A 25,648-nucleotide genomic window follows, 5' to 3' on the forward strand; every position below is an offset into this window, starting at 1 on the left:
TCGGCGGCTCGGCCAGGGCGCTCAGGCCGGGACCGCGGCGAGGACCTGCGCGACGAGCTCGTCGGGGGAGACCCCGCGGCTCTCGGCGGCGAAGCTCGGGACCAGGCGGTGGCGGAGCACCGCGGGGGCGAGGGCGCGGACGTCTTGCTTGGTCACGGCCTCGCGCCCGGCGAGGGCCGCCCGGGCCTGGGCCGCGAGCACGAGCTGCTGACCGGCGCGCGGCCCGGCGCCCCAGCGCAGGAGCTCGCGCAGGGCCGGCGGGCAGCGGTCTTCGCCGGGCCGGGTCGCCCGCAGCAGGGCGACGACGTGCTCGATCACCGAGGGCGGCACGGGCAGGCGGCGGACGAGGTCCTGCTGGCGGGTGAGCTCGGCCGGGCTGAGCACCGGGCTCGTGGGGGCGCGCTCGCTCGCGCCCATGGCCACGATCTGTCGCTCGGCGGCCTCGTCGGGGTAGTCGACGAGGATCTCGAGCATGAAGCGGTCGAGCTGGGCCTCGGGCAGGGGGTAGGTGCCCTCCTGCTCGATCGGGTTTTGCGTGGCGAACACGTGGAAGGGCAGGGGCAGCGGGTGCGTGCGGCCGCCGGCGCTGACCTTGGACTCCTGCATGGCCTGGAGCAGCGCGGCCTGGGTCTTGGGCGGCGTCCGGTTGATCTCGTCGGCGAGCAGCAGGTTGCAGAACACCGGCCCGGGCACGAAGCGGAAGCTGCGGCGGCCGTCGCCGACCTCCTCGAGCACCTCGGAGCCGGTGATGTCGCTGGGCATCAGGTCGGGGGTGAACTGGATGCGCGAGAACTCGAGGTCCATGGCCTCGGCCAGGCTCGAGACCAGCAGGGTCTTGGCCAGGCCGGGCACGCCCACGAAGAGCGCGTGGCCGCCGGCGAAGAGCGCGACGAGGAGCAGCTCGATGACCTCGCGCTGGCCGATCACCCGCTGCTCGATCTGCTCGAGCAGGCGCTCGTGGGTGCGGGCGAGGGCCTCGAGCTCGGCGAGGTCGGAGCCGGGATCCCTGCCCCTGTCCGTCGCGGGGGAGGTTGGGGTGGGGGACGCCGGTGAAGGGGAGGAGCTGGGAGAAGACACGGTCGCGGGTGCGGGGCGTTCGGCCCGGGGCGCACAGAGTATGACCCCTTCACCCTCACCTGTCGCAATTCGTCAGCGAACCCCCCTTGGACCCTGGAGTCCGTGTTTTCGAGACGTAAAAGTTCTCGCCCTTTTGTGGCAATTCCCGAGCCCCCCGGAAGCGCTCGATATCGCGTTCCTGCGGAAATTCGGGCCGTGAGGCCGGCTGCTCCGCCGACTGGCAGGGGCGCAGAAGATTCGATGTCTGGATCACGAGCTGTCTCTCACGCGACCCGCGTGGGGGGCGGTTGCCAAGCGCCCTTGGCTATGCGCGAATACCGGCATGCGAGCCAAGCACTCTCCCGCGTTGCTCATCGGCGCGACGCTCGGCGTGGGCATGCTGCTGACCGCCTGCGGGCCGATCGCGTTCAACGATACGGTCAACTTCGTCGGCGCCCAGCCCGAGCCCGAGCCCGAGCCGCCACCGCGTGTCCACGCCAAGGTCACCGGTGACAGCATCGTCCTCGATGACAAGATCCAGTTCGGCTACGACTCCGCCGAGATCCAGTCGCAGTCGCTCACGCTGCTCGACGACCTCGTCAAGGTCCTCCAGGACAACCCCGACATCGAGCAGATCAACATCATCGGGCACACGAGCACCGAGGGCTCGACCAAGCACAACAAGCAGCTGTCCACGGAGCGCGCCGCGGCCGTGGCCAAGTACGTCGCGGATCAGGGCATCGACCCCTCGCGGATCACCTCGGAGGGCAAGGGCGAGAGCGAGCCCCTCGTCGAGGAGAGCAGCGACGCGGACAAGGAGAAGAACCGCCGCGTCGAGATCAAGATCATCAAGCAGGGCGAGGGCTCCGAGAGCTCTGCCCGCGGCCGCCCCGGCGGTGGGAGCTGAGGTCGACCATGAACACGCGCAACATCACCGTCCTTCGTACCCTCGCCTGCGTGAGCCTGGCCGCGCTGACCTGCGCCTGCATCGCGCGCGGACCCGAGGACTACCGCAAGGTCACCCGCAGCCTCGTCGACACCAAGAAGTCGGAGATCGAGGCCTGCTTTGGGGACGCGTCCGGCAAGGTCGTCGTCAACTTCACCGTGGCCAAGAAGACCGGGGCGATCACCGACCCCGAGGTCGACACGGCCAAGAGCAGCGCGAGCGCCGAGGTCGGCGCGTGCGTGGCCGAGAAGATCGACGGGCTGACCCTCGAGCAGCCCGACATGCGCGACGGCGACGCGACCTTCACCTGGCAATTCACCAACTGAGCGCCGCCCGAGCGCGACGCGAAAGCCCGCCCCGGTGTGCCGGTGGCGGGCTTTGCTTCGTGCTCCTGCTCGTGCTCGCGTCGAGTCTGGGCTGGGCGGGCGAGGCTCGGCGCTCAGACCTCGCGGAAGGCTCGGTGCAGCGCCCGGGTCAGGGCGTCGACGTCGTCCTGGGCGCAAAACAATGTCGCGCGCAGGGGCGAGGTGGCCATGGCCTTGATCGCGATCCCGGCGCCGGCGGCCACGGAGCGCGCCCGGGCGAGCTTGGCCGCGTTGCGCCCGAAGAAGTCGCCGACGATGGACACGGCCCCGCAGCGCTCCTCGATCTCGACCTGGCCGATCAGCTTCTCGCGCACGGCGGTCCAGTCGGGGACGTCGGCCGGGCTGAACCACAGATCCGCGATCTCGTGGTCGGCGTCGAGGTGGAGCACCGGCAAGGACGCGTCGGCGGCCACGGACAGCATGTGGTCCATGGATTTGTTGACGCGCGCGCGCAGGCGGACGAGGTCGCGCACGCCGCTGACGCCGGTGATCGGGTGGGCGTTGTCGACCTGCTCGGGGCGATCGATGCGGGTGCCCTCGGCCTCGCCGGCGGTGGCTCGGGCCCACAGCGCGACGCCGGAGCGCCGGGCGAACTCGACGGACTCGGCGTGGAGGACCTTGGCCCCGTGGGAGGTCAGCTCGAGCAGCTCGTCGTGGGAGATGGCCTGCAGCAAGGTCGCGGCGTCGACGACCCGCGGATCCGCGGTGTAGACCCCGTCGACGTCGGAGCAGATCTCGCAGTACTCGGCGCCCAGGGCCCCGGCCAGGGCGACGGCGGTGGTGTCGGAGCCGCCGCGGCCCAAGGTGGTGACCTCGCGCTTGTAGGACACGCCCTGGAAGCCGGCGACGACGACGATCTTGCCGTCCTCGAGCTCGTCTTGGACGCGGTAGGGGCGGACGTCGATGATCCGCGCCCCCGAGTGGCGGCTGTTGGTCATGATCCCCGACTGCGAGCCGGTCAGCGAGACGGCGTCGTGGCCGAGCTCCTGGATCGCAATCGAGAGCAGGGCCATGGACGCCCGCTCGCCGCAGGACAAGAGCATGTCGAGCTCGCGCCGCGAGGGCGAGCCCGACAGCTCCTTGGCCTTGGCGAGCAGCTCGTCGGTGGTCTTGCCCATGGCCGAGACGACCACGACCACGCGCAGGCCTTGCTCCCGCGCGGCGATCACCCGCCGGGCGACGGCGCGGATCTTGTCGACGGTGGCGACCGAGGAGCCGCCGTACTTGTGAACGACGATGGGCGTGGGCATGGTCAGGCCAGCGCGGCCTTGATGCGGACCTCGACCTCGTCGGGGGTCCCCTGGCCGTCGACGCGGCGCAGCAGGCCCTTTTGCTCGTAGAAGGGCACGATCGGCGCGGTCTCGGCGTGGTACTTGCTCAGCCGGGCCCGGCAGGCCTCGGCGGTGTCGTCCTTGCGCTGGACGAGGCGCGCGGCCACGGCCTCGTCGGTCGGCGGGTTGAACTCGAGGTGGTAGATGGCCCCGGTCTCGGGGTCCGAGCGCCGGTGGATGATGCGCTCCTCGATCAGCTCGTCGGGGACCTCGATGAGCACGACCGAGTCGAGGGTGATGCCCGCCTTGGTCATGGCCACGTCGAGGGCCTGGGCCTGGGGCGTGGTCCGCGGGAAGCCGTCGAGCATGAAGCCGCCCTTGGCGTCGTCTTGCTGGATGCGCTCGAGGACCATGGCGATCACCAGCTCGTCGGGGACGAGGGCGCCGCGCTTCATGAAGCCGTCGGCCTGCTTGCCCAGCTCGGTGCCGGCCTTGACCGCGGCGCGCAGCATGTCGCCGGTGGAGATGTGGGGGATGCGGTAGCTGCCGACCAGCCTTGCCGCCTGAGTGCCCTTGCCAGCCCCGGGGGGGCCCACCAAGATCATTCGCATGTCGTGTGCTCGCTTTGGCTCGGGAAAAGCCGGCTCGTTGGCCGGCGCGGACGCCCCGCGCGGAGAGTGCCGACGGGGTCAATCGGCCGGTGAGGGTCGCATGTAGGTGGCGCTACCCGCAAGCGCGGGGGGCGAGGGCGGCTGCCTGCAAAAACGGCACTTTTACCGGTATCCGGGTGAATTGGCGTGATCGGGGCGTGAACGCGGGGGTGCGCGCGAAGTGGAGATCGGACACGCGCGGCTCGGGTACCATGGCGCGTGGGCTTCGAGCTCTCGGCGCTAGTCAGCAGCGCGCTCGATCCCCGGCGCAGGCAGGGGTTGATCCGCGCGGCCCGGCGGCGCTGGCCACAGCTGCGCCTGGCCGTGGCCGAGCGCGACCAGCACCCCGAGCGAGCGGTCCTCGGCGGCGTCGAGCGGAGCGGGGCCTCGCTGCGCACCGAGGCGGCCGGGCTGCTGGCGGAGATGCTCGACGAGGGCGTCCTCGCCGGGCTCCCGGCCTTCTCGGCCGAGTTCCCGGAGATCGCCCTGGCCTGGGTCCACACCGACTGCTTCGGCGGCCACTGTGAGAGCGACGGCCAGGTGTTTCGGGGCGGGGAGGTGGTGCTCTCGGGCCGGGATCTCGGCGCGCTGCTGGCGGCGGTCGGCCTGGGCGGGGACGGCTACTTCGCGGCCTTCGAGCGCGGCTACTTCGGCAGCGGGACCGACCCGCGGCTGTTCGCGGCCACGGTGTCGCTGCGCGAGCTCGCCGAGTCCCTCGAGGGCTTCGAGGCCGACGAGCGCGCGGCCCTGGTCGGGCAGGCGCCAGGCGACGAGCCCCCGCGCTGGCCCCCGGCGGCCCCCGGCCCGCTGCGCGCGGGAGAGCTCGCCGCGACCGCGGGGGAGCCCAGGCGCCTGCGGACCTTGGTGTGTGCGACCAGCGGCGTCGCGGGAGGAGACCTGCCGCTGGTCGGCCCGGCCCCGGATCACCCCCTGGTCTTCGCCCGCGGCGGCGCGGTCGATCGCAGCTGGACGCTGTGCGTGGCCGAGGCCCCGCCGGCTCCAGGCGCGGGCGCCGAGGCGCGCGAGGCCTTCGTGGAGGCGGCCCTTGGCGAGCTCGGGCCGCGCAGCGAAGAAGACGGACCCGAGGGGCTGTGCGTCGTGATCCCCCAGCTGCGGCCGGGCTCGGCGGCGGCGCTCGCCCGCAGCTTCGAGCGCGCCCTCGCCCGGCGCTGGGCCGGCGCTCGGGCGCCGACCCTGGCCGTCGTCGACGCCGAGCTCTACGCCGCCAAGCACTCGGCCGCCCTCGGTCCGGCCGCGGCGAGCTTCGACCCGCCCGCCTGCTGGATCGATCGCACGCTCGAGGCGCGGCGTGCAGGCGGCCCGCTCTCGGGGGTCGAGGCGGCTCTCGTCGCGAGCCTCGACCGCGACCCCTTCGACACCGAGGCCTTCGCGGTGCTCGTGGACTGGCTGGCCGAGCGCGGCGAGGGGGCGCAGGCCGAGCTGCTCGCCGCGGCGCTCGCTCGGGCCCGAGCCAAAGAGGGGGAGGGCGAGTTCGAGGGCGAGGGCGAGCTCGAGGACGACGCGCTGGCGAGGCGGGCGGCGACGCTGCGGGCAGAGATCTGGGGTGAAGCCTGGGGCGGCCTCGGCTTCGAGCTCGATCGCCTCGGTCGAGAGGCGGCGCGCGGCCTGGCGCTCACGGGCGAGGGCGCCGAGGGGCGCGCCCGCCTCGAGCGCTGGTCTCCATGGTGGCCGCAGCTGTGGCTGAGCTGGCGCGGGCCGTGGCTGACGCGGCTCACGCTGCGCTCCGCCTGGCTGACTCGCTTCGACGCCAAGCCGGCCCAGGGAGATCTCTGGGCCCGCCACGTGGAGATCGACGCGGCCTACCGAGCCGTCGCCGCGCTCCTGGCCTCGCCTTGCGCCCGCTACCTCAGCGCGCGCAGGGTGAGCTTGTTGGGCTCGCCCATGACCCCGGACCTCGGCGGGCGGCGCTTCGACGGCTGGACCATGCGTGGCCTCGCGCTGGCTGGGGCCTCGCTCCCGGGGGCCAGCTTTCGCGGGGCGAGGCTGCGCTCGGCCGCGTTCGAGGGCGCGGACCTGCGTGGCGTGGATCTGCGAGGTGCGCTCCTGGAGGGGGTGGATCTGCGAGGCGCGGACCTGCGAGGCGCGGACCTGCGGGCGGCCGAGTTCGCGCGCGCGCAGCAGGTCGACCTGCGCTGCGCCGACCTGCGCGGGGCCTGTCTGGAAGGCGCGCGGCTGGGGGAGCCCGCCGCGCTGGTGGTCGAGGGCGCCCGGGTCGGGTCGCGCCAACGCGAGGCGCTGGCGCGGCTTGGTGTGCCCGCGGCCACGCTCGCGCGGGTCGAGGTCGAGGACGACTGAGCAGGGGCTCAGCTGCTGTCGATCCCGTGGCCGCGCTCGCGCCTTGGTCCCTCGCTGTCGGCGCCGGCATGGATTTCCTGCGCGAGGGCCTGTCAGCGCCGGCCGCGATGGCGCTACAGTTCAGGCGCTTGGTACACCTTCAGCTCCAGCCCGACCCCGAGCCAGAGACCGGCGGCTCGACGCCGCCGCTTCACGCGAAGGACGGCTCGGGCGAGGGGGAGGCCGAAGGGACGATGGTCGAGGTCAACGAAGGGGAGGCCCCCGCCGAGCGCGAGCGCGACATCGCGGAGCGCGAGCGCGACATCGCGGAGCGCGAGCGCGACATCGCGGAGCGCGACACGGTCGAGGAGGCCGCGCTCGATGCCGCGGCCGAAGAGGTGGCCGAGCTCGAGCTCGACGCGGACCACCGGCAGATCCGCCTGCACCACTTCCCGAGCTCGCTGTGCTCGCAGCAGGTCCGCCTGGCCCTGGCCGAGAAGGGCGTCGCCTGGGAAGACGTCACCGTCAACACCGGCCCCGCCCACGAGCACTTCGAGCCCGAGTACGCCAAGCTCAACCCCAAGCTCGTCGTCCCCACCCTCGAGGTCGACGGGACCGTCGTCACCGAGGTCGTCGACATCGTCAACTTCGTCGACCGCAGCTTCGGCGGCCCCGAGCTCATGCCCTCGGACCCCGAGGCCCGCGAGGAGGCGCTGCGCTGGATCGAGCGCCAGGACAGCTTCCCGATCTCCGAGCTCACCTATGGGCGCAGCAAGGGCCTCACGCGCTGGTTTCAGCGCTGGACGCTCAAGCAGCGCCGCAAGCGGCTGCGCAAGCTGATGAAGAAGCACCCCGAGCTGCGCGAGATCTACCTCGCCAAGCTCGAGCACCTCGAGGTCCTGCGCGGGACGATCGGCGACCGGGCGCTGATGGATCAGCTCGTCGTCGAGGTCGAGGACATGCTCGACGAGATCGAGGAGGCGCTCGAGGAGCGCGAGTGGCTCGCGGGCGACGAGTACAGCCTCGCCGACCTGCTGTGGACGGCCGTGCTCGCGCGCCTCGATCACATCGGCTTCTCGCGCTCGCTCTCGGAGCGCCGCCACCCGCGGGTCGCCGACTGGTATCAGCGCCTGCGCGAGCGGCCGAGCTGGGGCGAGGGCATTCGCAGGCTCTCTCCCCTCGAGGTCGCGCGGATCTACGGCCCGGCGGTGCTCAAGACCTTCCTGATCGCGTGGGTGATCAAGTGGGCCGTGCTGACCCCGCTGATCTACGGGCTGACCGCGCTGCTCAATTGCAGCGGGTCCTGAGGCTCAGAGGATCTCGCCGCCGAGGTCGTCACACTCGGCGCTGCTCAGCTTGATCCAGCCCTTGCCCTTGCACTCGTTCTCGCCGGCGCAGGCGTGCTCGATGCCGAGCTCGGGCTTGTTGACCGCGCACACGCTCTGGCCGGCGCACTCGTTGACGCCGAAGCACTTTACCTTGGCGTCCTTGGCCTGCGAGCTCGCGGCGGGGGGCTGCTCCGCGGGGGCTTGGCTGCCCTCGCCGGACTTGGTCTTGTCGCAGGCGCCCAGGAACAAGGCGGCGGCGGACAGGGCGAAGGCGGACATGACTTGCTTGGAGTTTGGAGACATCGTGGTTCGCTTTGGGGCTCGCGCTCGCGGCCTGGATTGGACCTCGCGGAGGGCGCGAGGTGATCGTCGCAGGCAGGGTCGAGCTTACCCCGAGCGAGCGCGCTCACGCCGAGCGGGCATCGCCACTTTGGTCCCCGTCGGCGCAGCTGGGGAGATGTCGCCACGGTGCGCGGTGGGGACGGTACACCTCGCGCCGCGCCGAAAAGCGGACGTGGTGAGCGCGTCGTGGCCTCGCCCTTCGTCGAGCCCCAACCTCGGGCCAGTGTGTGCGCGTCGGCGCTTCGCGTAAGCTGGACCTCGCGGTCACGCGCCAAGGACATGGTCGAGCGACCCTACATCGGACACGGCGTCGGTCTGCGGACGCGTCACTACGAGCTCGCCCTCGCCGGGCAGCTGGATGTCGACTGGGTCGAGGTCGTCAGCGAGAATTTTTTCGCCCCGGGCGGCCGACCGCAGCGCGTGCTCGAGGCCGCGCGGGCGCAGCTGCCGGTGGTCCTGCACGGCGTCGGTCTGGGCGTGGGCTCCCTCGACGCCCCTGACGCGGACTACCTGCGCCGGCTCCGGGCGCTGGTCGAGCGCGTCGAGCCGGCCTGGGTCTCCGACCACCTGTGCTGGTCCACGCACCACGGCCTGCGCAGCCACGCCCTGCTGCCGCTGCCCTACACCGAGGAGAGCCTGGCGATGGTCGCCGAGCGCGTCGCCCGGGCCCAGGACGCCCTCGGCCGCCGGCTGCTGCTCGAGAACGTGTCGAGCTACGTCAGCTACGCCGCCAGCAGCATGCCCGAGTGGGAGTTCATGGCCGCGCTGTGCGAGCGCGCCGACTGCCTGCTGCTCCTCGACCTCAACAACATCGTGGTCAGCTGCGCCAACCACGGCTGGGATCCGCAGACCTACCTCGAGGGCGTCCCGGCCGAGCGGGTGTGGCAATTCCACCTCGCCAACCACAGCCAGCGCGAGCCCCACGGCTACAAATTCGACTCGCACCTCGGGGCCGTGCCCGAGCAGGTCTGGGCGCTCTACCGCCAGGCCCTCGCCCGCTTCGGCCACGTGTCCTCGCTGGTCGAGTGGGACGAGGACGTGCCCGAGTGGGAGCCGCTGCGCGACGAGCAGCGCAAGGCGGCGCAGCTCGCCGACGAGCTCCTCGGTGAGCGCGAGCCGGATCCAAACCCCAGCTCAGAGGCGCAGCGCCCCGCGCCCGCGGATCTCGACGCCCTCGCCGAGGCGGCCCTGCGCGAGGCCGCGCGCGGCGAGCTGGGCGAGGTCCAGGATCTCTTTTGGCGGCTGATGACCTTCCCCACCGGGGTCGCCGACGCCCTCGACGCGGCGGACGACGACACCCGCGAGCGCGTCGCCGAGGTCTTCGCCGAGACCCCGAGCTTCCCTCGTAGCGCGCGCCTCGAGGTCTACGCCAACGACTACTACTGGCGCCTGGCCGGCGTGCTCGAGGAGCAGCTGCCCATGGTCGCGTGGATGCTCGGACACGTCCGCTTCCACAACCTGATCACCGACTACGTGCTCGTCTGCCCCTCGCGCGAGCCGGACCTGCGCGGCTACTCCGAGGCCTTCACGCCCTTCTTGCGCGACCACGAGGAGGGCCGGGAGCAGCCCGAGCTCGTCGAGGTCGCGGCCATCGAGGTCGACCGCGTGCGCGTGCTGACCATGGCCGACGAGCGGCCGGTGGACGCCGCCGCGCTCGCGACCGTCGCCCTCGACGCGTGGCCGCGGCTGCGCTTCGAGGCCACGGCCACCTTGCACCTGCGCCGGACCACGCGGCCCTTCGAGCCGATGTACGCCATGTGCCGCGAGGGCACGGCGCTGGTCGAGGCCCGCCGCCGCAACCCGCCGACGCCGAGCCACACCATGGTCTGGCGCCGGGGGGATCGCGTGGCCCAGCGCGACCTGGACGCGCTCGAGGCCCGGGCACTGGGCGCGCTCGTGGGCGGGGCGAGCTTCGAGGGGATCTGCGCCGAGGTCGCGAGGCCCGCGGACGAGGAGCAGCCGCCGGCCAGCCCGGCGCAGGTCGCCGGGTGGCTGCGGCGCTGGGTAGACGACGGGCTGATCGTCGGTCTTTGCTGAGCGTCTGTGAAGGTCCGCGCGGGGCGTCGGGGCTTGCGCAGCCCAGCGCTTTGCGCTTTGGTCGGCGCCATGTCACCCGCGCGCACACTTGGACGCTCGCCCTTCATCGCCCCGCTGGTCTCGCTGATCCCCCTGGCTTGCCTGGGGTTGGGCGCCTGCCACCGCGCCGAGTCGCGCGCCCCCGCGGCCGACGACGCGCCCGAGTCGCGCGCCTCGGCCAGCGACGCGCCCAAGCTCGACGTGGCCTTCTTGCGCGACTTCACCGCGGCCTTCTCGGCCGACGAGCTCGCCGGTCGGCTGCCCGGCAGCGAGGGCGGCGAGCTGGCGGTGGCCCAGCTGATCTCGACGATGGCGGCCATCGGCCTCGAGCCCGCCGGTGAGGACGGCGGCTGGACGCAGCGCGTGACCATGCGCGGGGTGACCCTCGACCGCGAGGCGAGCAAGCTCGAGCTCGTGCCGACAAAGGGCCCGAGCAAGGGCGAGGCCGAGGGCTTCGTGTTCGGCGAGGACTGGGTCGGGACCAGCTTCGCCGCGGGCGGCGAGCACCTCGTCGACGCGGAGCTCGTGTTCTTGGGCTACGGCGTGACCGCGCCGGAGTACCAGTGGGACGACTACGCGGGGGCCGACGTGAAGGGCAAGATCGCGGTGGTCTTCGTGGGCGACCCGCCGACCGAGGACGGGAGCTTTGGCGGGCCGGCGATGACCTACTACGGGCGCTGGACCTACAAGTACGAGCGCGCGCTGGCGGCCGGGGCCGCGGGCTGCCTGGTGATCCACGAGGACGAGCCGGCCTCCTACGGCTGGAACGTGCCGCAGACCAGCTACTCGAGCGAGCGCTTCCACGTGCTCGACGGCCAGGGGCAGCCGCCCGCGGCCATGAACCTGCGCGGGTGGATCTCGGCCGAGGCCGCCGACGCCCTGGCGCAGCGCGGCGGCAAGAGCCTGGCCCAGTGGCACGAGATGGCCATGCGCAACGTCTTTCAGCCGGTCCAGGTCGGCGCCAAGCTCAGCGGGGCGCTGATCACCAGCGAGCGCAGCGTCGCCGACGTCAACGTCCTCGGCCGCCTGCCCGGGACCACGCAGCCCGAGCGCGCGGTGTTCCTGGCGGCGCACTGGGACCACCTCGGCAGCGACCCCGAGAAGATCGCCGCCGGCGAGGACGGCATCTATAACGGGGCCGTGGACAACGCGAGCGGGGTGGCGACCATGCTCGGGGTCGCGGCGCAGCTCGCCGAGGACCGCCGGACTGGGGCTGCGGGGCTGGAACGCTCGGTCGTGTTCTTGGCGACCACCGCCGAGGAGCAGGGCCTGCTCGGCTCGCGCTATTGGGTGAACAACCCGACGATGCCCCTCGACGACGTGGTCGCGGTGGTCAACCTCGACAGCATGAACGTCCACGGGGCCACCCGGGCCGTCGAGGTGGTGGGGTGGGGTCAGACCACCTTGGAAGATCGCCTGATCCCCCTGGCCGCGAACCAGCAGCGGCGCGTGGTCCCGGACACGCACCCCGAGGCCGGGAGCTTCTACCGCTCGGATCACTTCCCCTTCGCCCAGGTCGGGATCCCCGCGCTCTACTTCCACAGCAGCCTCGACATGGTCGACGGCGGGGTCGAGGCCGGGGAGGCCATCTTGGCTGGGGTGCGCGAGCGCTACCACACCCCCGCCGACGCCTTCGACCCGGCGTGGAGCTTTGAAGGGGCGCTACAGGACGCTCTGCTGGTCGTCGCGCTGGTCCGCGAGCTGGCGGGGTCGGACGCCGACCCGGCCTACAAGCCGAGCAGCGAGTTCGCCGGCAAGCGGTGACGCCAGGGCTCCTAGGAGCCCGTGGTGAAACCCAACACGACACCTGGCTTGGTCTTTTCGCCGAAGGCTTTGTCGCCAAAACTTGCAGTACGCCCGGTACAGCGGCGTTTTGGCTTCGCGCCCTCGACGAAAATCCCTGCGCCAGGAGCCGCGCTGGGTTCCACCACGGGCTCCTAGCCGCAGGAATTACTCTGCGCGCCCGAGCAGGATCCCGGGCGCAGCCAGCGTGGTAACCTGGCGGCCCATGAGCCCATGTGTAGCTAGCGATGGGAGGCCGAGGTCGTGACTCGGCGGACGAAGCCTCGCCGCCGCGTCGTGGTCGGCAGCGGTGGCGGCACGCGGCGGACCATCAAGGCGCCCTCGGCCGCGGCCGCCGACGCGCTCGCCCTCGACGACCGTCCCCTGAGCATCCAGGCCAGCGCCGACGGGCGCCTGCTCCTGGTCAGCCTGCCCTGGGAGCTGTGGATCGTCGACGCCAGGACCCTGGCGGTCCAGCGCAGCGTCCCCCTGTCCGCGGCCGCGCCCTCGGTGGTCGAGGGCTGGGAGGGCGCGCTGTGGATCGGCGGCCAGCACCTCTACCGCGGCAACCTCCAGGCCACCTCGGTGACCAAGGTCGGCAGCAAGCTCGGCGGCCTCGTCGACCACGTGTGCCTGATCCGCGACGACCTGCTGTGCGGCGTGGGCTCGGGCGGCGAGGTGCTGTGGGATATCGATCGTCTGGCACCGGCGCACCGCCGCAAGTCCACGGGGCCCGCGGCGCGGGCCGTGGTCGCGAGCGCCGACGGCCGGGCCGTGTTCAGCGACGGCAGCGCGACCTGCTGGGTGATCGACCCGGCGCACACCGCCGGCTACGCCCAGCTCCAGCTCGCGGCGACCAGCCCCACGCCGGTCGCCGGCGAGGCCATCGTCTGCCTCGGGCGCAGCGAGGGCGAGCGCGGGGGTCGGGTGATCCTCGCCGCCCGCGACGGGGCCGTGGCCTGGACCAGCACCGACCTGCGCCTGGCTGGGGAGCGCGTGCCGGCCCGGGCGAGCGAGCCGCTGGCGGTGAGCGCCGACGAGCGCTGGATCTACGTGCTGCGCGGGCGCGGGGTGGTCCAGCGCTTCTTGATTAGCCAGCCCCCCGAGGTCCAGCGCGCCCAGCGAGATCAGGGCAAGAAAAAGCGCCGCGGCAAGGGCATGTCTGCGCCCGCGCCCAACCCCAGCGCCAGCGAGGCGGCGCCCGAGCCCCTGCCCGAGGCCCAGGAGGCCCGCCTCGACAAGCTCGCCGAGTGCCTGTGCCTGGCGCCCGGTCAGGGCGAGGGCGAGCGCCGGCTGATCTTTGGCGGGCCCAAGGCCGACGGTCAGCTCGGGCGGCTGTGGGCCGTGGACGTCGAGTCCCTCGACTGGCAGCCCCTCGCGCTCGGCGAGCGCACCCTCGCCGAGGCCCCGGCGCCCGCCGAGGACTCGGCGCCCGCGGCCCCGGAGCGGCCCAGCTTCGTCGCCACGCGCAACAAGCCCGCGGGCTCCAAGATCGCCGAGCTCTCCGTCGACGACATCGTCGGCGCCCGCGTGGCCCACTGGATCACCCAGACCAGCGGCTCGCTGCTCGAGCGCGCGACCGAGTCGGCCGCCGAGCTGCGCGCCGCCGACAAGGCGCTGCTGCCCGCCGACGCCCTGCTGCTCCCGGCCATGGTCCGCTTTTGCGAGGGCACCGCTCGCCCGGCGCTGCTGCTGTGGCCCGGCGTGGTCGAGGATCACGACGGCCCGCCGCCGCCGCCCCAGTGGCTGGTCTGGGGCGACGAGCCGCGCGGCTGGATGGCCCTCGAGACCCCGCAGATCCGCGCGCAGAAGTGGTCGCGGACCGACGTCTTCCCGCTCCAGGTGGCGATCGCGGCGCTGCCCGAGGCGCCCGGGCGGCGGGTGAAGATCGACCCACGCTGGGTCGACCGCGCGCACTTCGAGGCCCTGGCCAAGGAGTGCAAGAAGCTGCTCAAGGTGCTCTGGTAGCGCGTGACTCGGCGCGCTGGCGGCTCCGCAAAAAGAAAAGAGGGGCGACCCAAATGGGCGCCCCTCTTTTTCGTGGCCCGAGGCCCGAAGATCACATCTTCGAGTAGGTCACCGAGCCGACGTCGTAGGTCTGGCCTTCCTTCATCTTGGTGGCGAAGCTCGGGATGTAGTTCGAGCGCCACTTGCCGTCGATCTCCACGGCGATGTTGTAGTCGCCCAGGGGCACGGTCTCGAAGGTGAACTCGCCCTTCTCGTTGGTGCTGCCCTCGAACTTGACCTTGGAGGTCGAGCAGGGCGAGCCGGTGCCGAAGATCTGCGGCGAGGGGCACATCTCGATCTTGGCGCTGGCGATGGCGGAGCCGTCCATCAGCACCTTGCCGGTGATCCCACCGGTGTGCGCGTCGCCGACGGCGGGCAGGGTCGGGCCAGCGCCGACGACCGCGACGTGGCTGACGGTGCCGACGAGCTCCATGACGGTGCCGGTGCCGTACTCGGTCGCCTTCTTGTCGGAGCCGATCACGCTCAGGCCCTCACGCGAGGCCAGCCAGACCCGGTTTTGACCGTCGAGGGCCAGGGCCTGGAAGCTCAGGCAGTCGACGTCCTCCTTGCTCAGCAGCCAGACCTCTTCGGGCTTGGCCGGGTCGAGGCGAGCGACGTCGCAGAGGCTCGAGGACACGGCCACCTGACCGGAGGGGCCGAACTCCATGGCCGCGCCGTAGCCCATGAAGTTCTTGCTGTTGATCTCGATCTTCTCGGCCTTGTCGCCGGAGAACTTGATGATCTCGCGGCTGGTCTGGCCGTAGACGTCGCCGCTGGGCGAGGTGCCGAGGCGGAAGAGGTAGGGGTTGTCGCCGAGCATCGAGAGGTCGACGTTGCTCCACTTGTCGTCGGCGAACTTGAGGACGACCTTGGAGCCGGACACCCACGGGGTGCCGCCGGCGTCGACGGCGACGTCGGTGAGCATGTCGACGCCACCCTCGCCGATCTTCTCCTTCTCGGTCAGGGTCCACGCGCCGCCGGTGTAGTGACCGACGCCCTTGTAGTTGGTGGCCCACAGGTCGCCGCCCTTGGCCATGGCGACGTGGCTGGCGGTGCCGATGTCCTTGTAGCCGAAGTCGACGACCTTCTCGATCTTGTCGCCGTTGATCTTGTGCAGCCCGTTGTAGTCGAGCACGTAGACGGCGCCGTCGGGGCCGGTGAACATGTCGGAGACGTAGCGGTTCTCCTCGGAGGAGATCAGCGACCAGGCGCCGCCGTCGAGCTTGGCGATGCCCTTGTTGTTGACCGCGAAGTAGGCGGGGCCAGCCTCGCCCGGGTTCGCCGGGGGGGCGTCTCCAGCCGCGGCGTCGCCCGCCGCCTGCTCGCCGCCCGCCGCCGCGTCGCCGGCCGCCGCGTCAGCCTTCTCGTCGGTCTTCTTGTCGGCCTGCTTGTCGGCGCCCTCTTCCTTGGCGTCGGCGTCCTTGTCCTTGTTGTTGGCTTCGCCGGCCTTGTCGCCACCACAAGCGGCGACGAGGCTGAGCCCGAAGGCGAGGGCGAGACTCGAGATCTGATACTTGGCGAGCGTGGTCATGTCGGCGCGGACATTGCCAGGCTCTGGGACAAACGAAAAGAGCCGAGAGCACACAATTTGCTCACGCTACAGGAATGTGAATCGGCCTACGCTCGCCGCGAGCACCAAACGTGACTATTGAGTGTCCTTTCGATCATCGTCCAGGCCATAAGCACGGTCTCGATCGGCGCGTAGGTTGCAGAGGGCTCGCTCGAGGCGGTCGCGGTCGTCTGGGGCCCCGTGGGCGGCGAAATTTTGCCTTGCGATATCGAGGGAGAGCTCGGGGTCGGGCTGGATGCTGCGGGCAAATAGGGCCGCGAGGGCGGGGTCCTTGGCCTCGAGCTCACGCAGCATTCGCTCCCTGGCGGCCGCCTGGGCCTGGCGGCGGACTCGACCGAGCATTGCAGCATCGACACACTGGATCACCGGATCCGGGCTTCGTCGGATCAGTGAAACCAACGAATCGGGGGTCAAGGCTCGGTCTTTCGGCAATTGCAGCTTTGGATGAAAGGAGACCATGAAAAACTCCCGCGGAGGGGGGAGGCGACCCCAGGCGTCACGCAGCGTGGTCAAGAACCCCTCAAAACTCACGGGCGTCTCCCAGGGGTGACCGGGGGGGACGGGGAAGGTCAAGAGCACGATCTCGGCGTCGGCGTGGGCCGAGACGAGCTCGGCGAGGCGGGCGGCGACCTCGGCGGGTTCGGGCGTGTGCGTCTCGTCTTTGGCGATGAACAGGGGGCGATGGACCCTGCCCTGCTCCCGGGAGCGCCGGGCAAAGGGGCAGAGGTTCATGGCCTCGATGATCTCGCGTTGGTAGCGATCGTGGATCGCCTGAATCACCGTTTTGGGCGGCGGCCAGCTGGACACGCGGCGATGGTAGCTCACTTCAGGGGCAAGCCGGCGCCGTCGAGATCCGCGGGGATCGGCGCGGCGAGCAGCCCGGCCATGGTCGGGGCGAGGTCGACGGTGCGCACCGGGGTGGTGACCTTCCCGGGGCTGACCCAGGTCGCGGGGCCCCAGAAGATCAGCGGGACGTGCTGGTCGTACTCGTAGGGCGTCCCGTGTCCGGCCCCCTGGGCGTAGACGTAGACGCCCTTCTCGACCTGGAACAGGATGTCGGCCGAGCGCTCGGGGTTGTAGGAGCGGATCCAGGCCTCGGTGTAGGGGCGCGTGGGCGGCGGGTCGGCGGTCAGCTCATCGGCGGTCCAGGCGTCGGCGATCTGCTCGTGCGCGCGCAGCTGCTCGGCCAGGGCCGCGCGCAGGGCCTTGCGATCGTCTTCGCTGGCGGCCGCGGGGAAGCGCATGACCACGCCCTCGGCGAAGGCCAGCTCGGGGCGCTGCTTGGCACCGAGGCCAGCGGCGGCCATGGCCGCGTCGAGCATCGGCGGGACCGCCTCCTTGGCCACGAAGCGCCCGTGCTTGGGCATGGTGTCGGCCGGGGCGTGCTCGGGCATCACCCCGCCGCCGTGGTCGCCGGTCAGGACCACGACCACGTTCTCGGCGCCCACGCGGCCCTCGAGGGCCTCGAGGAAGTCGCCCAGGGCCTGGTCGAGGCGCAGGTAGAAGTCGTGGGTCTCGACACTGTGCGGGCCGTAGCGGTGCCCGGTGTAGTCGCCCCCGGACATGCTGATCATCAGGAGGTCGGGGTGCTCGTCCGTGCCGAGCTCGAGGGCCTCGATGGCCTCGCTGGCGAGCTCGAGGGTCATCTGGTCGCCAAAGGGCGTGTCGCGGATGACGTTGCGCGGGCCCTTGCCGGCTTCGATGGCCTGCGCGGACAGCTGGTGGGGGAAGCGGGTGGTCAGGCCGTAGCCGTTGAAGGTCGCGACGAGGGCCTCGTCAGTGTCGGCGCGCGAGCTCGCGTAGTGGGGGATCGGGTGACTCAGCTGCCAGCCCTGCTCGCCGTAGAGCTTCTCGGCGCGGCCGCGCTCGTTGAAGGCGCTGACCCAGCGCGGCAGCGCCTGAGCGGCCGGGCTGGCTGCTTCGTCGCCCGTGTTCGCGCCCGCGTCCGCGCTCGCGTCCGTGCCGGCGTCGGAGCTCGGGTAGTAGTAGCGCGAGCTCGTGTAGGCGCCGACGGGGTCGTCGTACCAGATCGCCGCGTCCGGGCGCTGGCCGCCCATGAGGATCGCCGCGCGGTCCTTGAGCGAGATCGAGATCACCTGCGACTTCGGGCTGGCGGCGTGCAGCCAGTCGCCGACGGCCTCGCGCAGGAGCTTGCGGGGTGAGGCCCCCTCGGAGTCCTCGTCGTCCTCGTGGCCGAGGATTGGCGCCTCGGGGTCCTCGACCACGTTGATCTTGCGGCCGAGCGCGCGGTCGAACCAGTTGTTGGCGATCACCCCGTGGTGGGCGGGGTGCATGCCCGTCGTCAGGGTCGCGTGGCCCGGGCCGGTCTCGGTCAGCGCGTGGACGTGGCGGGCCTCGGTGTAGAAGCGTCCCTCGGCGCCGAGGCGGTGCAGGCCGCCGGTCCACTGCTCGTCGAGGCGCGCGTAGTTGTCGTAGCGCATCTGATCCACGACCACGAGCACGACGAGCTTGGGCGCGGCCGGCTCGCTGGCCCCGGGCTCGCTGGTCCCGGGCTGGTTGGTCTCGGGCTCGCTGGCCCCGGGCTCCGGGCCCGCCGAGTCCTGCGCGGCGCTCGAGCTGCCCGCGCTGCCCGAGGCAGCCTCGCCCTCGCTGCCTTTGTCCTTGCAGGCCAGGGGACCTGCGAGCGCGAGGGTCAGGATGTAGACCGCGGGGACGGCTCGACGGTGAGACACGGCGAGTTAGGTACCATGGCGGGGGCGAGACCGCGCGGACGAAAAAGCCCGTATGCTTGCGAGGTGGCGGCGCTCGAGCGGACGCCGGCGCGCGCCGGCTTGGGCCTGGTGATCCTCGCGCTGGTCGCCTACCGCCTCGCCTATCACGCGATCTATCTCGGCGACATCCCCTTCGCCTACGCGACCTTCGCCGAGGGGGCGATCCACGAGCAGGCCGCGCGAGACATCTTGGCCCACCCACCCCTGGGCTCGCTGCCCTTTCACCTCCAGGGCGCCTACGCCTACCTGCTGACCACGGGCATGACGATCCACGCGTGGCCGAGCCTGGGCTTGCTCGTTCAGCTCGGCCTGGTCGCGCTGAGCCTGGTCCTGGCGCACCGCAGCGCGCGGTGGCTGTGGGGGGAGCGCGCGGGTCGCTGGTGCACGATCGCGCTCCTCGCACATCCCCCGCTGATGTTCTACGAGAACAAGTACGTGCCGGCGGCGCTGGCGGTGGGCGCGAGCGTGGCGATGGTCGCGGCCCTGGTCGCGATGATGCGGGCGCGGGCGGCAGGGCGCTCGCCGCTGGGGGCCGCGGCGGCGCTGGGCGTCGCGGCCGGCGTCGCGGGGCTCGCCGATCCAGCGCTCTTCCTCGCCGCCCCCTTCGCGCTGATGGCCGCCTTCGTGCTCGCGCGCCCCGGCCCGGATCACGCGGTGCCCGAGGCTCGCGGCGGCGACGGGTGGGCGGCCGCGCTGACCTTGGCTGGCCTGCTGGTGGCGCTCACGCCCCTGGCGGCGCGCAACCTGGCCGTCACGGGGCACGCGGATCTGCTGCCGCCCCAGGAGCCGGGCCTGTCGCTCTTCATCGGCAACAACGCGCGCTCGCGGGGGCTGTGGAACGACGCCGGGCTGTACAGCGCCCGCGCGGGCACGGAGCTCAGCGAGCTCGCCCAGACCCTGGGCGTCGACCCCGACCTCGACGCGCGCGACCAGGCCGCGGCCCTCGGCGCGACGCTGGGTCAGCGCGCGCGAGCGTGGATCCGCGAGCACCCCGGCGAGTTCGCGGCCCTCGAGGCGCGCAAGCTGTGGTGGACCCTTGGCGACCGCCCGCTGGGCCAGAGCTACGACTGGCTGGGCGAGCGCGAGCTCCTGCCCTGGGCCAACCGCGTGGGCGTGAGCTTCTCGCTGCTCTTGGCCCTGGCGGTGCTGGGCGCGGCGGCGGTCTTTGGCGGCGGCTGGCGACCCGAGCCCGGAGGTGCGGGGCCCGATGACGCCGGGGCGGGGCCCGATGACGCCGGGGCGGGGCCCGATGATGCCGGGGCGGCGCCCGATGACGCTGGGCCGAAGCCGAACCCGGGGCAGGTGCAGCCCTTGCTCGCCGCCGACGCGCCCGAGCGTCGGCGAGCGCTGGGCTGGCTGCTCGCCGGGCTGTTCTTCGCCCCCCTCGCCGGCAACCTCGCGCTCTTCAGCACGGCGGCCCATCGCCTGCCGATGGTCGTCCCCGCGGCGCTGCTCGCTGGCCCTGGCCTGCTCGCGGCGAGCGCCGCGTTGGCGGCCAGGTTCGGGTCGGCGCGCGCAGCCGAGGATCGAGTCACGCTCCCGACATGGTCGTGGATCCTCGCCGCGATCTTGCTGGCCCAGGGCCCGTGGCCGCGGCTGCGCTCCAACCAGCCGAGCACGTCTTTTTATTACAACCTCGCCATGGTCCAAGACGAGGTCGGGGATCCTCGCGCGGCGATGGACACCCTCGGTCGTGCCATCGAGCGCCGCCCGGATCTGCCGGCCTACCGCATGCGTCGGGCCCACCTGCGCGTGCGCCTCGAGGACTACGACGCGGCCGAGGATGACCTCGACGTGCTCGACGAGCTGGCCGCCGACGCCGAGGCGCAGGGGAGCCCGCTCCCGGTCTGGATCCTCGAGCAGGCCGAGTTCGATCGCGCGACGATCGCCTGGGAGCGCCGGCGGCTCCCCTGAGCGCCAGCGTGCTAACCTCGCCCCGCATGTCGAAGTCTCCTTCGCGCGGTCTGACTCGCCGCGGTCTCTTTCGTGGCATCGGGACCGCTGGCACGGCCGCGGCCCTGGCCAGCTGCAAGGCGCAGCCCGAGACCGAGGCCCCCGATCAACCCCAGGCGGCGCCGAGCGTCGAGGGGGCCTTCGGCCTCGAGCCGGCGCCGCTGCGCTTCACCCTGGACGGCGAGGTCGTCGAGACCCAGGCCGAGGCGCGCACCACCTTGCTCGAGCTGCTGCGCCTCGACCTCGACGCCACGGGCCCCAAGCTGGTCTGTGATCGCGGGGCCTGCGGGGCCTGCATGGTCCTCGTCGACGGGGTCGCGCGAAACAGCTGCATGCTCCTCGCCCACGACGTCGAGGGGGCCGAGGTCACGACCGTCGCGGGGCTGAGCGAGCGCGGGGAGGGGGCCGAGCTCGGCGCGCTCCAGGCCGCCTTCGTCGAGCACGACGCCCTCCAGTGTGGGTTTTGCACCTCGGGCATGCTGATCAGCGCGACCGCCCTGCTCCGCGCCAGGAAGGACGGCCCGGCCATCGAGGCCGCGGACGTGCGCGAGGCCATCGCCGGGAACCTGTGCCGCTGCGGGACCTACCCCCACGTGGTCGCGGCCGTGCTCTCGGTCGCCAGGGGCGAGACCGTGACCACGGTGCCCACGCAGATCATCGCCGTCGGCGAGACCGGGAAAACTTCCAAGTCCTCGGGGAAGGCGAGCTGAGATGCCCACGGTCAAGCTTCGACTCGGCTACGCCGATCAGGTCGTCACCAAGTCCGTCGACATCCCCGAGGGCGAGCCCACGCCCTGGGACGGGAGCGTCAAGACCCGGGTGGTCGGCCGCCCCGCGCCGCGCATCGAGGGCGACCTCAAGGTCAGCGGCGAGGCCCGCTACACCCACGACATCAAGCTGCCCAAGCTGCTCCACGCGGCGATCCTCCGCTCGCCGCACCCCTGTGCCAAGCTGACCGCCCTCGATCTCGAGCCGGCCCTGCGCATGCCGGGGGTCGAGGCCGCGATCCCCCTGGCGAGCGTCGGCGCGCGGATGCTCTACGCCGGCCAGGACGTCGCCGCCGTCGCGGCCGCGCGCCCCGAGCAGGCCCGCGCGGCCCTCGAGGCGATCGTCGCCGACTACGCGGTGCAGCCCTTCGTGATCGGCACGCGGGCGGCCATGGACGAGGGCGCCCCGCGGGTCCACCAGGGCGCCGTCGAGGAGAAGCGCACGGGCGCCGACGAGCCCGGGGCCGAGAAGGCCAGCGGCGCGCTCCAGGGCAACGTCCGCCCCGGCCGCAGCCAAAAGCGCGGCGACGCCAAGAAGGCCATGCGCGCCGCCAAGCTGGTGTTCGAGGCCGAGTACGAGACCCAGTGTCACACCCACAGCGCGCTCGAGACCCACGGCCTGGTGTTCCGCTGGGACGGGGCCGACGCGGTCACGGTCTGGGCCTCGACCCAGTCGATCTTCAGCGTGCGCGACGAGGTCGCTGCGCTCTTCGGCCTCGAGCCCGCCAAGGTCCGGGTGATCACCAAGTTCATGGGCGGCGGCTTCGGGGCCAAGTTCGGGGCCAACGCCCCGGGCACGGCGATCGGCAAGGCCGCCGGTGAGCTCGCCCGGGCCACCGGCAAGCCGGTCAAGCTGATGCTCGATCGCAGCGAGGAGCACCGCTGCACCGGCTACCGCCCCGACTCGATCCAGCGCGTGCGCCTGGGCGCCGACCCCAAGTCCAAGGCGATCACGGCGATCCACGTCCAGGCCCACGGCAGCGCCGGCGTGGGCACGGGCGCCGGCGTCGGGCGCAACGCCTCGGCGGTCTACACCAAGGTCCCCGACGTCCTCGTCGAGAGCGCCGACGTGTTCACCCACGCCGGCCCGGCCGTCGCCTTTCGGGCGCCCGGCCACACCCAGGGCGCCTTCGCCATGGAGTCGGCCATGGACGAGCTCGCCCGGGCCATGGGCACGGACCCCATCGCGCTGCGCCTGGCCCACGACACCCACCCGCTGCGTCGCTGGCAGCTCGAGCTCGGCCGCGATCGCTTCGACTGGGCCGCGCGCCGGGCCGAGTCGGCCGCGCGCCGCGAGCGGGACGCCCGGATCCGCCGCGGGGTCGGCTGCGCGGTCTCTATCTGGGGCGACTTCGGGACCACCGACGCCCGCGTCGAGGTCAGCGTCAGCCGCGGCGGCCGCATCGAGGTCCGCGACGGCGTCCAGGACATCGGCAGCGGGATCACCACGGTCATGGCCCAGGTCGCCGCCGAGGTCTTTGGTCAGCCCCTCGACAGCGTCCGCGTCGAGCTCGGCGACAGCCTGCTCGGCCCCGGGGTCGGCAGCGGCGGGAGCAAGACGACCTCGTCGATCACCCCGGCCGTGCGCAACGCCGCCGAGGCCGTCAAGGCCGAGCTCGCCAACATCGCCGCCGAGGCCCTCGAGGCCTCCTCGCCCAGCAAGCTGCGCTGGGGCCCCGACGGCTCGATCAGCCTCGGGCGCCAGAGCTTGAGCTGGGCCGAGCTGTGCAAGCGCATCGACGGTGAGGCCGTGGTCAGCGTGGCCTCGCGCCCGCGCACCTACGCCGCTCACCCCAAGTCCTTTCCGGGCTTCACCACACCCCAGGCCGCGGGGGTCCAGTTCGCCGAGGTCGAGATCGACAGCTGGACCGGCGTGGTCCGCTGCACGCAGATCCTCGCCATCCACGACTGCGGCCGGGTCATGAACCCCACGACCACGCGCTCGCAGATCAACGGGGGGATCATCCTCGGGGTCGGCTACGCGCTCATGGAGCAGCGGATCATGGATCCCAGCTTGGGCGTGATGCTCAACGCCAACTTCGAGGCCTACAAGCCCTGCGGGGCCAAGGACGTCCCGGAGATCGCGGTGATCCTCACCGAGGTCGCCTCGGGCAACAACGCCACGGGGGCCTACGGCATCGGCGAGCCAGCCACGATCCCCACGGCCGCGGCCATCGCCAACGCCGTCGGCGACGCCCTCGGCGCCCACGTGCGCAGCCTACCGATCACCCCCGCCAAGGTCCTCGAGGCCCTCGAGCGCGCGCGCCGAGCCCGAGCCCAGGGAGCCGACTGATGCAGCCCTTCGCCCTGATCCGACCCGAGTCACTGACCGCGGCCCGCGAGCTGGTCCGCCACGAACCCGCAGGCCGAGCGCTGCGTGCCGGCGGCGTGGACCTGATGGACCGCATGAAAGAGGGCCTCGACGCCCCCGGGCTGCTCGTCGAGCTGAGCGCCCTGGCCAAGACCGAGGCCGGCGCCCACCTGCGGACCATCGAGGCGACCGAGGCGCGCCCGCTGCTCCCGGCCGAGGGCGCCGTCGAGGGCCTGAGCCCGGCGAAGACCTGCCACCGCGTGGGGGCCATGGTCACCCTCGCCGAGCTCGCCGCGGCCATGGTCGCGCCCGAGGTCGCCGCGCTGGGTGAGGCCGCGTCCGAGGCCGCGACCCCGGGCATCCGCAACATCGCGACCGTCGGCGGCAACCTGCTCCAGCGTCCGCGCTGCTGGTACTACCGCAACCGCGAGCTCGTCTGCCTCAAGAAGGGCGGCGACATGTGCCTCGCGCTCACGGGGGACAACCGCTACAACGCGATCCTCGGCGGCGGGCCGAGCTTCATCGTCCACCCCTCGAGCCTGGCCACGGCGCTCACCGCCCTCGACGCCTTCGTGGCCACGCGCCTCGACGAGGGCGAGCCCGGGCGCAGCCTGCCGATGGCTGCGCTCTTCGTCGGTCCGCACCAAGACCCCACCCGCGAGCACGCCCTCGAGCCCGGCGAGCTGCTCGTCGGCGTCTACGTGCCCAAGCTCGAGGGCATGCGCAGCGCCTACCAGGCCGCGCGCGAGAAGCAGTCCCACGACTGGCCGCTGGCCGAGGCGGCCGCGCGCATGCGGATCGCCGAGGACGGGACCATGCGCGAGGCCCGGGTCGCCCTCGGCCACGTCGCCCCGGTGCCCTGGCTGGCGGCCGAGGCCGCGGCCGTGCTCGAGGGCCAAAAGCCCAGCGTCGAGCGCTTCGCCGAGGCCGCCAACGCGGCCCTGGCCGGGGCCAGGCCGCTAAACGGCAACGCCTACAAGGTCCCCCTGGCCCGCGGACTGATCCGCTCGGTCCTGCACCGCGCCAGCGGCCTGCCCTCGCCAGACTGAGCCCGCCGCGTCCTCCCTGTCCTCGCCCTTTTCGTTCAGCGAGCATCAATTCAACGAGCATAGCGAGTCGCCCCATGCCCGAATTCATCCGCGTCGACGACACCCGCCCGGTCTGCAAACACCTGCGCACCAAGGCTCTGCACGCCTACGGCCAGAACACCCACGACGCCTTCCACACCAGCCGCTCGAGCAGCTACCAGTGCCTGCGGACCTGCTTCGTGACTGGACCGGACGAAGGTCTGGCCGTGCCCGAGTCCTGCCAGCCAGGCCGCGGCTGCTTCGAGTCGCGCTGAGCTACAGCACGATGTCCTCCTACTACATCAAGCTCAGCTTTCACCGCGTCGGCCCGCTCGCCCACGAAGAGGCGGTCGCGGAGATCAAAGCGATCCCCGGCGTCACCATGATCTACGATCACACCCGGCAGCTGGGCATCCTCCACCGCGAGCGCTTGCTCGTCGACGAGTGGGCCTGTCGCGTGCTCTTCCATATCGACACGGCCACGAGCGAGCGCGAGGGGGACCGTCGGGTGGCCAACGAGCGCGACCCCTATCGGACCTTGGAGCTCGGGGGCGTCGTCCACCGCGTGCCCATGGCCCTGCGCGAGGCGATCACCAGCCTCGACGCGGACTACGACCTCGTCGACTCGGGCTGGCTGCGCTTCTCGACTCGCCGCTACGAAGCGCCGATCCTCGCCGCGTTCGAAGACGAGCTGCGCGAGCAGGTGGGCCCCGACGCGACGCTCTCGCTCGGACGGGAGCGCGGCCAGACCCTCGGCAAGGTCGAGGGCAGCATCGCAATGATCCACGCGCTCGCGCCCTGGCTGCGGCGCACGGGCCTCGTCGACGGTGAGAGCCTGAGCATCGGCTACGCGTGAGCGCGCCCGGCCGCCTCGCCGCTCTAGGAGCCCGTGGTGAAACCCAACACGACACCTCGCTTGGTCCTTCCGCCGATGGCGTTGTCGCCAAAACTTGCGGTACGCCCGGTACAGCGGCGTTTTGGCTTCGCGCCCTCGACGAAAACCCCGGCGCGAGGAGCCGCGCTGGGTTCCACCACGGGCTCCTAGGAGCCCGTGGTGAAACCCAACACGACACCTCGCTTGGTCCTTCCGCCGATGGCGTTGTCGCCAAAACTTGCGGTACGCCCGGTAC

General features: G+C 72.2%; 21 protein-coding genes. 13 read left to right on the top strand and 8 right to left on the bottom strand.

Annotated features, from left to right (window positions below):
* Nucleotides 1–21 precede the first annotated feature (21 nt).
* Nucleotides 22–1,077, bottom strand: coding sequence for a MoxR family ATPase (locus G6O69_RS14105; RefSeq protein WP_172304020.1), 1,056 nt, complete (start codon nt 1,075–1,077; stop codon nt 22–24).
* Nucleotides 1,078–1,399: 322 nt separating this feature from the next.
* On the opposite strand from G6O69_RS14105, the gene G6O69_RS14110 reads away from it, so the two are divergent.
* Both G6O69_RS14110 and G6O69_RS14115 read left to right on the top strand, forming a co-directional pair.
* Nucleotides 1,400–1,963: an OmpA family protein gene (locus tag G6O69_RS14110; protein WP_172304021.1), complete on the top strand. Its 564-nt coding sequence runs from the start codon at nt 1,400–1,402 to the stop codon at nt 1,961–1,963.
* A gap of 8 nt (nt 1,964–1,971) precedes the next feature.
* The gene (locus G6O69_RS14115) at nt 1,972–2,328 is read left to right on the top strand and encodes a hypothetical protein (protein ID WP_172304022.1); all 357 of its coding nucleotides are present in this window, start codon (nt 1,972–1,974) and stop codon (nt 2,326–2,328) included.
* A gap of 113 nt (nt 2,329–2,441) precedes the next feature.
* Here the strand turns inward: G6O69_RS14115 and G6O69_RS14120 are convergent, their stop codons facing one another.
* Entirely contained in the window at nt 2,442–3,617 is a 1,176-nt protein-coding gene (locus G6O69_RS14120) for an aspartate kinase (RefSeq protein WP_172304023.1), read from the bottom strand.
* A 2-nt stretch (nt 3,618–3,619) separates the two neighbouring features.
* Nucleotides 3,620–4,249, bottom strand: coding sequence for an adenylate kinase (locus G6O69_RS14125; protein ID WP_172304024.1), 630 nt, complete (start codon nt 4,247–4,249; stop codon nt 3,620–3,622).
* Between the two features lie 258 nt (nt 4,250–4,507).
* On the opposite strand from G6O69_RS14125, the gene G6O69_RS42120 reads away from it, so the two are divergent.
* Complete coding sequence (locus G6O69_RS42120) at nt 4,508–6,604, top strand: pentapeptide repeat-containing protein (protein ID WP_346017042.1); 2,097 nt, start codon at nt 4,508–4,510, stop codon at nt 6,602–6,604.
* A gap of 26 nt (nt 6,605–6,630) precedes the next feature.
* Nucleotides 6,631–7,890 carry a glutathione S-transferase family protein gene (locus G6O69_RS14135; RefSeq protein WP_176396822.1) on the top strand — a complete coding sequence of 420 codons (1,260 nt, stop codon included), beginning with the start codon at nt 6,631–6,633 and terminating at the stop codon, nt 7,888–7,890.
* 3 nt (nt 7,891–7,893) lie between these two features.
* On the opposite strand, the gene G6O69_RS14140 is transcribed toward G6O69_RS14135, so the two are convergent.
* Complete coding sequence (locus G6O69_RS14140; RefSeq protein ID WP_172304026.1) at nt 7,894–8,190, bottom strand: hypothetical protein; 297 nt, start codon at nt 8,188–8,190, stop codon at nt 7,894–7,896.
* Between the two features lie 249 nt (nt 8,191–8,439).
* On the opposite strand from G6O69_RS14140, the gene G6O69_RS14145 reads away from it, so the two are divergent.
* Both G6O69_RS14145 and G6O69_RS14150 read left to right on the top strand, forming a co-directional pair.
* Nucleotides 8,440–10,290 (top strand): DUF692 family multinuclear iron-containing protein, encoded by a 1,851-nt coding sequence (locus tag G6O69_RS14145; RefSeq protein WP_176396823.1) that lies wholly within the window; start codon nt 8,440–8,442, stop codon nt 10,288–10,290.
* A gap of 69 nt (nt 10,291–10,359) precedes the next feature.
* Nucleotides 10,360–12,093, top strand: coding sequence for a M28 family peptidase (locus G6O69_RS14150; RefSeq protein WP_172304028.1), 1,734 nt, complete (start codon nt 10,360–10,362; stop codon nt 12,091–12,093).
* A gap of 11 nt (nt 12,094–12,104) precedes the next feature.
* On the opposite strand, the gene G6O69_RS14155 is transcribed toward G6O69_RS14150, so the two are convergent.
* Nucleotides 12,105–12,257, bottom strand: coding sequence for a hypothetical protein (locus tag G6O69_RS14155; RefSeq protein WP_176396660.1), 153 nt, complete (start codon nt 12,255–12,257; stop codon nt 12,105–12,107).
* Between the two features lie 118 nt (nt 12,258–12,375).
* Between G6O69_RS14155 and G6O69_RS14160 the strand changes: the two genes are divergently transcribed.
* Nucleotides 12,376–14,079: a hypothetical protein gene (locus G6O69_RS14160; RefSeq protein ID WP_172304029.1), complete on the top strand. Its 1,704-nt coding sequence runs from the start codon at nt 12,376–12,378 to the stop codon at nt 14,077–14,079.
* Nucleotides 14,080–14,170: 91 nt separating this feature from the next.
* Here G6O69_RS14160 and G6O69_RS14165 read toward each other — a convergent pair whose 3' ends face one another.
* The 3 genes from G6O69_RS14165 to G6O69_RS14175 form a co-directional block, all read right to left on the bottom strand.
* Nucleotides 14,171–15,649: a carboxypeptidase-like regulatory domain-containing protein gene (locus tag G6O69_RS14165; protein ID WP_172304030.1), complete on the bottom strand. Its 1,479-nt coding sequence runs from the start codon at nt 15,647–15,649 to the stop codon at nt 14,171–14,173.
* Between the two features lie 114 nt (nt 15,650–15,763).
* Nucleotides 15,764–16,495 (bottom strand): DUF1415 family protein, encoded by a 732-nt coding sequence (locus tag G6O69_RS14170; RefSeq protein ID WP_172304031.1) that lies wholly within the window; start codon nt 16,493–16,495, stop codon nt 15,764–15,766.
* A 14-nt stretch (nt 16,496–16,509) separates the two neighbouring features.
* On the bottom strand, nt 16,510–18,381 hold the full coding sequence (locus tag G6O69_RS14175; RefSeq protein WP_172304032.1) for an alkaline phosphatase family protein: 1,872 nt from the start codon (nt 18,379–18,381) through the stop codon (nt 16,510–16,512).
* A 63-nt stretch (nt 18,382–18,444) separates the two neighbouring features.
* On the opposite strand from G6O69_RS14175, the gene G6O69_RS14180 reads away from it, so the two are divergent.
* From G6O69_RS14180 to G6O69_RS14205, 6 genes are all read left to right on the top strand, one after another.
* Nucleotides 18,445–20,334: a hypothetical protein gene (locus G6O69_RS14180; protein ID WP_172304033.1), complete on the top strand. Its 1,890-nt coding sequence runs from the start codon at nt 18,445–18,447 to the stop codon at nt 20,332–20,334.
* Between the two features lie 26 nt (nt 20,335–20,360).
* On the top strand, nt 20,361–21,083 hold the full coding sequence (locus tag G6O69_RS14185) for a (2Fe-2S)-binding protein (RefSeq protein WP_172304034.1): 723 nt from the start codon (nt 20,361–20,363) through the stop codon (nt 21,081–21,083).
* Nucleotide 21,084: 1 nt separating this feature from the next.
* On the top strand, nt 21,085–23,433 hold the full coding sequence (locus tag G6O69_RS14190) for a xanthine dehydrogenase family protein molybdopterin-binding subunit (protein WP_172304035.1): 2,349 nt from the start codon (nt 21,085–21,087) through the stop codon (nt 23,431–23,433).
* Nucleotides 23,433–24,500, top strand: coding sequence for an FAD binding domain-containing protein (locus G6O69_RS14195; protein WP_172304036.1), 1,068 nt, complete (start codon nt 23,433–23,435; stop codon nt 24,498–24,500). The genes G6O69_RS14190 and G6O69_RS14195 overlap by 1 nt, the downstream gene beginning before the upstream one ends.
* Before the next feature lie 74 nt (nt 24,501–24,574).
* Nucleotides 24,575–24,793 carry a hypothetical protein gene (locus G6O69_RS14200; RefSeq protein ID WP_172304037.1) on the top strand — a complete coding sequence of 73 codons (219 nt, stop codon included), beginning with the start codon at nt 24,575–24,577 and terminating at the stop codon, nt 24,791–24,793.
* Between the two features lie 11 nt (nt 24,794–24,804).
* A complete protein-coding gene (locus G6O69_RS14205) occupies nt 24,805–25,374 on the top strand; it encodes a hypothetical protein (protein ID WP_172304038.1) in 570 nt (189 codons plus the stop codon).
* Nucleotides 25,375–25,648 lie beyond the last annotated feature (274 nt).

The organism is Pseudenhygromyxa sp. WMMC2535 (assembly GCF_011083025.2).

What these genes read in the sequence shown, in the direction of transcription:
- G6O69_RS14190 (WP_172304035.1), top strand. Translation starts at nt 21,085, where the DNA reads ATGCCCACGGTCAAGCTTCGACTCGGCTACGCCGATCAGGTCGTCACC.
- G6O69_RS14150 (WP_172304028.1), top strand. Translation starts at nt 10,360, where the DNA reads ATGTCACCCGCGCGCACACTTGGACGCTCGCCCTTCATCGCCCCGCTG.
- G6O69_RS14110 (WP_172304021.1), top strand. Translation starts at nt 1,400, where the DNA reads ATGCGAGCCAAGCACTCTCCCGCGTTGCTCATCGGCGCGACGCTCGGC.
- G6O69_RS14115 (WP_172304022.1), top strand. Translation starts at nt 1,972, where the DNA reads ATGAACACGCGCAACATCACCGTCCTTCGTACCCTCGCCTGCGTGAGC.
- G6O69_RS14120 (WP_172304023.1), bottom strand. Translation starts at nt 3,617, where the DNA reads ATGCCCACGCCCATCGTCGTTCACAAGTACGGCGGCTCCTCGGTCGCC.
- G6O69_RS14205 (WP_172304038.1), top strand. Translation starts at nt 24,805, where the DNA reads ATGTCCTCCTACTACATCAAGCTCAGCTTTCACCGCGTCGGCCCGCTC.
- G6O69_RS14195 (WP_172304036.1), top strand. Translation starts at nt 23,433, where the DNA reads ATGCAGCCCTTCGCCCTGATCCGACCCGAGTCACTGACCGCGGCCCGC.
- G6O69_RS14165 (WP_172304030.1), bottom strand. Translation starts at nt 15,649, where the DNA reads ATGACCACGCTCGCCAAGTATCAGATCTCGAGTCTCGCCCTCGCCTTC.
- G6O69_RS14125 (WP_172304024.1), bottom strand. Translation starts at nt 4,249, where the DNA reads ATGCGAATGATCTTGGTGGGCCCCCCCGGGGCTGGCAAGGGCACTCAG.
- G6O69_RS14200 (WP_172304037.1), top strand. Translation starts at nt 24,575, where the DNA reads ATGCCCGAATTCATCCGCGTCGACGACACCCGCCCGGTCTGCAAACAC.
- G6O69_RS14185 (WP_172304034.1), top strand. Translation starts at nt 20,361, where the DNA reads ATGTCGAAGTCTCCTTCGCGCGGTCTGACTCGCCGCGGTCTCTTTCGT.
- G6O69_RS14140 (WP_172304026.1), bottom strand. Translation starts at nt 8,190, where the DNA reads ATGTCCGCCTTCGCCCTGTCCGCCGCCGCCTTGTTCCTGGGCGCCTGC.